This is a genomic window from Pseudovibrio sp. WM33, from assembly GCF_001623165.1.
Classification (GTDB): Bacteria; Pseudomonadota; Alphaproteobacteria; order Rhizobiales; family Stappiaceae; genus Pseudovibrio.
The window spans coordinates 25,547-31,887 of record NZ_LMCK01000111.1 but is presented as its reverse complement, the minus strand read 5'-3'; the positions used below and the strand labels follow the sequence as shown (position 1 = coordinate 31,887).

General features: G+C 51.7%; 6 protein-coding genes. 5 read left to right on the top strand and 1 reads right to left on the bottom strand.

The genetic code is table 11. From position 1 onward, the window contains the following. Positions 1-122 precede the first annotated feature (122 nt). Positions 123-1,151 (bottom strand): FAD:protein FMN transferase, encoded by a 1,029-nt coding sequence (locus PsWM33_RS20255; RefSeq protein ID WP_063298714.1) that lies wholly within the window; start codon positions 1,149-1,151, stop codon positions 123-125. Positions 1,152-1,684: 533 nt separating this feature from the next. Here PsWM33_RS20255 and PsWM33_RS20250 point away from each other — a divergent pair. The 5 genes from PsWM33_RS20250 to nqrE are packed head-to-tail and all read left to right on the top strand — an operon-like array spanning position 1,685 to position 6,330. Next, positions 1,685-3,037, top strand: a complete 1,353-nt coding sequence (locus PsWM33_RS20250) for a Na(+)-translocating NADH-quinone reductase subunit A (protein WP_063298713.1) — start codon at positions 1,685-1,687, stop codon at positions 3,035-3,037. A 3-nt stretch (positions 3,038-3,040) separates the two neighbouring features. Further along, positions 3,041-4,249 carry an NADH:ubiquinone reductase (Na(+)-transporting) subunit B gene (locus PsWM33_RS20245; RefSeq protein ID WP_063301437.1) on the top strand — a complete coding sequence of 403 codons (1,209 nt, stop codon included), beginning with the start codon at positions 3,041-3,043 and terminating at the stop codon, positions 4,247-4,249. After that, a complete protein-coding gene (locus PsWM33_RS20240; RefSeq protein WP_063301436.1) occupies positions 4,242-5,063 on the top strand; it encodes a Na(+)-translocating NADH-quinone reductase subunit C in 822 nt (273 codons plus the stop codon). The genes PsWM33_RS20245 and PsWM33_RS20240 overlap by 8 nt, the downstream gene beginning before the upstream one ends. Beyond that, the gene (locus PsWM33_RS20235) at positions 5,063-5,719 is read left to right on the top strand and encodes an NADH:ubiquinone reductase (Na(+)-transporting) subunit D (protein ID WP_057465439.1); all 657 of its coding nucleotides are present in this window, start codon (positions 5,063-5,065) and stop codon (positions 5,717-5,719) included. The genes PsWM33_RS20240 and PsWM33_RS20235 overlap by 1 nt, the downstream gene beginning before the upstream one ends. A gap of 2 nt (positions 5,720-5,721) precedes the next feature. Next, positions 5,722-6,330, top strand: coding sequence for an NADH:ubiquinone reductase (Na(+)-transporting) subunit E (gene nqrE, locus PsWM33_RS20230; RefSeq protein WP_057465438.1), 609 nt, complete (start codon positions 5,722-5,724; stop codon positions 6,328-6,330). Positions 6,331-6,341: the final 11 nt, after the last annotated feature.

The window sequence follows — 6,341 nt, the reverse complement described above, 5'->3', positions numbered from 1 at the left end:
TTCAAGCCGCCGCAGCTGCCAGTGATCGGCTTGTTTCTGAAAACGGCGCCAATAGCCATTCCTGCTACGACCAGGACCAGCACGATAAACGCGATGATGAAAGTTGCCATTTCGATATTCCGTTATTTCTCTGCAGACTGCTCGAATTTTCTGAACGCGCTGGAAGACCGGGTGATAAAGTGGTCGCCTTCACGAACGATGAAGAATGCGGCAATCCCTTCACGCTCTGCCAGAGCCATGCCGCGCTTGTCTCCCATTGCAAGGAGGGCTGTTGCCAGACCGTCAGCGCGCATCGCATTGTCAGCAATTATAGTTACCGATGCAAGTTTATGCGTTACCGGGCGCCCGGATGCAGCATCAATAATGTGTGAGAAGCGTTTGCCGCCCACTTCCTTGTATATGCGATAATCGCCAGACGTCGCCATGCCTTTGTTGCTCACTCGTACGATTTGCTGAACTGTACGCGTTGCGGAGTCTGGCTTTTCGATGCCGACGACCCATGGCTCGTCTTTTGAATTTTTACCTTTGGTGACCAGATCGCCACCGATTTCGACGAGGTATTCGTCAATGCCGTTTTGCTCCAGAACAGAGGCAACTTTGTCAATGCCAAAGCCTTTTGCGATTGCGGAGAGATTGACGGTGGTATCCGTGTTGACCTTACGCAGTGCCGGGGGATCGGTCTCAAACTCTAGCATGGTGCTCATGCCGACAGACTCAAGAGCGTTGCGGATTTCGCGCGGGCTTGGCTGGGGAGGGGTGTCCTGCTTGGTACCAAAGCCCCATAGCTCAATGAGTGGTGCCAGCGTTACATCAAAATAACCGGCTGTCAGGTTATGAATGCGCAACGACTCTTGCATCACGATGCTGAAATCGCGAGAGATTGGCGTCCATTCGGTGCTGGTGGAGCGGTTAAAGCGGCTGATCTCGGAGTTTTTGTCCCAGTTGGACATGGCCTTGTTGACGCCAACCAGAGCCTCGTCAACCTGCTGCTGCAGTTCCTGTTTGGTTACAGAAGACGACCCTTTGATCGCTTTGACATTGAATGTAGTGCCCATGGTTTTGCCGTGAAGTATGATTTCTTCGCGACTTTTCTCATTGGGTACACATGCTGTGACAAAGATGAGTACGAGAGCTGTAATGAGGAAGCGCATTTAGGCCTCAGAGTTTGTTAATTTCCCCGCGTAATCGGCTTATTCTGGTTTTCTGTCAAGTTAAATAGGGTTTGATACTGCTGTCGCAAAGATCAGCAATAGATGATGGTGAAGAAATTGGTAGGTGGTACTACGTGCACGTGAAAACATAGGGGAAAACTTATTTGAGATAAAATTTTCGCGAAACAGCCTTGTTGCCGTTACGTCAATGTCACGAATCCCTATTGAAATTTGCGGTATATCAGGGTATTGGCCCGCATAAATCCGTAGGAATAGCTGACCGCAACGCACTTTAATGGTATGCGGGCGGTTACTCCTAACCGGAGCCATGGATGAGTGACGTTCAGCAATGCTCGGGCTTTGTTGCTGAAATTGCGGTCCGTGGGGGGATTTATCTCGGTTCGACTTGTCAAAGTCAATAATCCGCATGCGCGGCATTTTGTAACTAGCAGAATGACTTAGCATCATTTACCCGTAGATACTCCCGTGAACATCTAGTGGTTTGCCCTATAAGAAGCCTGACAGGGTAAGGGATGAAGATTACAAAAGGATTGGATCTGCCGATCACCGGTGCTCCGAACCAAGAGATCCACAAGGGTCCAGAGGTTCGCCGTGTTGCAGTGAATGGCGGGGATTACAACGGGTTGAAGCCGCGTATGTTGGTTGCTGAAGGCGATCGCGTCGTAAAGGGTCAGCCTCTTTTCAATGACAAACGCTCTCCTGAAATCAACTATGTTGCTCCGGGTGCTGGCGTTATTGAAGCAGTCAATCGTGGTGCACGTCGCGTTCTGGAAACCATCGTCATCAAACTGGATGATGGTAACGAAGAACAGATCGCTTTCTCAAAGTTTGAAAACAGCGCTTTGGCAACTCTGGACGCATCTGTCGTTCGTGAGCAACTCGCCAAGTCTGGTCTTTGGACAAGCTTCCGTACCCGCCCATACTCCAAGGTTCCGGTTTTTGAAACGCAGCCGCGTTCCATTTTCGTAACTGCGATGGACACCAACCCGCTTGCTGCGGATGCTGGTGTTATCATCAATGCGAATGCTGGCGCGTTTGAAGCTGGGCTTCAGATTGTCTCTAAACTAACCGATGGCCGCACATTCGTATGCCACAGCCCGAAGGATAACCTTCCGGGTGCAAGCGTTGCTGGTGTGCAGATGGAAAGTTTTGAAGGTAAGCACCCAGCAGGTAATGCGGGTACTCACATTCACTTCCTCGATCCGGTTAATGAAAGCAAGACAGTCTGGACCATCGGTTATCAGGATGTCATCGCAATCGGTAATCTGTTCCTGACAGGTGAACTGGATGTCTCCTGTATTGTTTCTGTTGCAGGTCCGCTGGCTTCCAAGCCGCGCCTCGTAGCAACTCGCATTGGTGCGGATCTGAATGATCTGCTGGCTGGTGAAACACTACCGGGCATTCCAGCTCGTGTCGTTTCCGGGTCCGTCCTTTCCGGCACTATTGCTGCCGACCAGTTTGCCTTCCTTGGCCGTTACCACACTCAGGTGACGCTGATGGAAGAAGACCACAAACAAGACGTTGTTGGCTGGGTTCGCCCATTCATGACGAAGTGGTCCAACCTTAATGTGCATCCTTCCGGGTTCTTCCGCACCAAGCTGCAGTTCCCATTTGGTACAAACAAGAACGGCTCCATCCGGGCAATCGTTCCATTGGGTACCTATGAAAAGGTCATGCCGCTCGACGTTCTTCCAACTCAGCTGCTCCGCTCCCTAATGGTGCTGGACACTGACATGGCGCAGAAACTTGGCGCTTTGGAGTTGGACGAAGAAGATTTGGCGCTATGCACCTTCATCTGCCATTCCAAGAATGAATACGGAGCTGCGCTGCGTGCAAATCTTGATAAAATCGAGAAAGAGGGCTAACCCGTGAGCTTGCGCGATAAGTTTGATCGTATTGCGCCGCTCTTTGAAAAGGGTGGCAAGTACGAGAAGTTTTACGCCGTCTATGAGATGGTGGATACCTTCATCTACACTCCAAAAACAGTGACCAGCGTTGCGCCGCACGCTCGTGACCACGCTGATCTGAAGCGTGTCATGACGTATGTTGTGCTGGCGACGATCCCTGCGATCCTGTTTGGCATGTACAACACTGGCCTGCAGACAAACTCTGCACTGGCTGCAATGGGTATTACTGAGCCTGCTGGCTGGAGAGCGTTTATTCTCTCTCTGCTGGGTATCGGTTTTAACCCGGACAGCATCTTCGCCAACATGGCGCACGGTGCGCTGTATTTCTTGCCGATTTACATCGTAACGCTCGGTGTCGGCGGCATCTTCGAAGTGCTCTTTGCCATTGTGCGTGGGCACGAAGTGAATGAAGGCTTCTTTGTTTCTTCCATGCTCTACACGCTGATCCTTCCAGCTTCTACGCCGCTATGGCAGGTTGGTCTTGGTATCGCGTTTGGTGTGGTGATCGGTAAGGAAGTGTTTGGTGGTACAGGCAAAAATTTCCTGAACCCGGCGCTTGTTGGCCGTGCATTCCTCTACTTTGCTTATCCGGCAGCTATGTCTGGTGATGCAGTGTGGACGCCAGTTGATGGCTTCTCCGGTGCGACTGCATTGGGTGTTGCTGCCTCTGACGGCATGCAGGGACTGGCAGCAAATGGCATCACATGGATGAGCTCTTTCGTCGGTACCATTCAGGGTTCCTTCGGTGAAACCTCCACGATTGCTATTGCTCTTGGCGGTGTGTTCCTGGTGACCACGGGTATCGCAAACTATCGCCTCATTCTTGGTTGTCTGGCGGGCATGATTGGTTTCAGCCTGTTGCTGAACCTGATTGGCTCTGAGACCAATCCGATGTTTGCAATGCCTTGGTACTGGCACCTTGTCACTGGTGGCTTCATGTTTGGCCTGGTGTTCATGGTGACTGAGCCTGTGACTGCTGCGATGACAAATCCGGGCCGTTACATCTACGCTGCCCTGATTGGCGTGATGTGCATTCTGATCCGTGTCATCAACCCGGCCTTCCCAGAAGGCATGATGTTGGCAATCTTGTTCGGCAATATCTTTTCTCCGCTGATCGACTACTTCGTTGTGAAGGCGAACATCACACGGAGGATGAAGCGCCATGCCTAACGCTGAAAACACAACAGCTCCTACAGGTCTTTGGGCGCGCTTCAATGCGATGCCTCTGGACTCTGCTCCGCGTACGATTACCGTTGCTGTGGTTCTGTGTCTGATCTGTTCGATGATTGTTTCCGGTGCTGCGGTGCTGCTTAAGCCTCAGCAGGAAATCAACAAAACGCTGGATAAGAAAACCAACATCCTCAAGGTTGCTGGTCTTTATGAAGCTGGTGTCGACGTTGAAAAGGCATTTGGTGCCTTTGAGCCGCGGCTTGTTGATGTTGCAACTGGCAAGTTCTCTGATGCGGCCGACGCTGCGACTTATGACCAGCGCGCTGCTGCGAAAGATCCGGTTCTTTCCATTGCTTTGGATAATGATCCGGCATCCATCAAACGTCAGGCTAAACTGGCTTCAGTTTATCTGTTGCGCGATGATGCAGGCAAGATTGAGCGTATCATTTTGCCAGTGCATGGCTACGGTCTGTGGTCCACGCTTTATGGTTTCATCGCTCTGAATGCTGATGGCAATGAAGTGTATGGTCTGCGCTTTTACTCCCACGGCGAGACCCCGGGTCTTGGTGCGGAAGTAGACAATCCAAAATGGATGGCACAGTGGCCGGGCAAGCTGGTTTATGGCGATAACGGGTCCGTGGACATCGGTGTCGGCAAATCTGCTCCAGCGGGTATTGATGGCTCCAAACACCACATTGATGCGATTGCAGGTGCAACGCTGACATCCCGTGGTGTCGACAACCTCGTCAAATTCTGGATGGGCGAGCAGGGCTTCAAGACCTTCCTCGACAATCTGAAAAAAGGAGAGGCGTAATGGCTGGCAAAGACTTGTCCATGCTCAAGGACCCGATGGTCGATAACAACCCGATCACGCTTCAGGTTCTTGGCATCTGTTCCGCGCTTGCGGTAACCTCTTCCTTGAAGGTTGCGCTGGTGATGGCGATTGCGGTGACGCTTGTGACAGCGTTCTCCAACTTCTTCATCTCTCTTTTGCGTAACCAGATCCCGTCTTCTATCCGCATTATCGTGCAGATGGTGATTATTGCGTCTCTCGTTATTCTGGTTGATCAGGTTCTGAAGGCGTATCTCTACGAGATCTCCAAGACACTTTCCGTGTTTGTTGGTCTGATCATCACCAACTGTATCGTGATGGGCCGTGCGGAAGCGTACGCGATGAAGAACCCACCAATCCCATCTTTCCTTGATGGTATCGGTAACGGTCTGGGCTACTCCCTGATCCTGTTGCTGGTTGGTGTTGTTCGTGAGCTGCTTGGCTCAGGTTCTCTGTTTGGTGTGCAGATCCTTGAGACCGTGAACAACGGTGGCTGGTATGTGCCAAACGGCCTGCTGCTGCTGCCTCCGTCTGCGTTCTTCGTGATCGGCCTACTGATCTGGGGTTTCCGTACCTGGAAGCCTGCACAGGTTGAGAAGCGCGACTATAAAATCATGGAAACTGAGGGAGCTCACTGATTATGGAAGGGCTTCTTTCCCTCGCCGTCAAGGCGATCTTTATCGAGAACCTCGCGCTCTCCTTCTTCCTTGGAATGTGTACGTTCCTTGCGGTTTCCAAGAAGGTTGAGACTGCGCTGGGTCTGGGGATCTCCGTTGTTGTTGTGCAGGCGCTGACTGTGCCAATCAACAACGTGCTTTACACCACGCTGCTTAATGACAATGCGTTGGCATGGGCTGGGCTTGAAGGCACTGATCTGCGCTTTCTGGGTCTGATCTCCTACATCGGCGTTATCGCTGCTGTGGTACAGATCCTCGAGATGTTCCTCGATCGCTATGTCCCTGCGCTTTACAATGCGCTGGGTATCTTCCTTCCGCTGATCACGGTGAACTGCGCGATTATGGGGGGTTCTCTGTTCATGGTGGAGCGTGACTACAATCTGGGTGAAGCATCTGTTTATGGTGTGTCTTCCGGTATTGGTTGGGCGCTGGCGATTACTGCAATGGCTGGTGTGCGTGAAAAGCTGAAATACTCTGATGTTCCTGATGGATTGCAGGGTCTTGGCATCACCTTCATCACTGCTGGTCTGATGGCTATGGGTTTCATGGCTTTCTCAGGCGTGAAGCTGTAAGGGGACGAGTA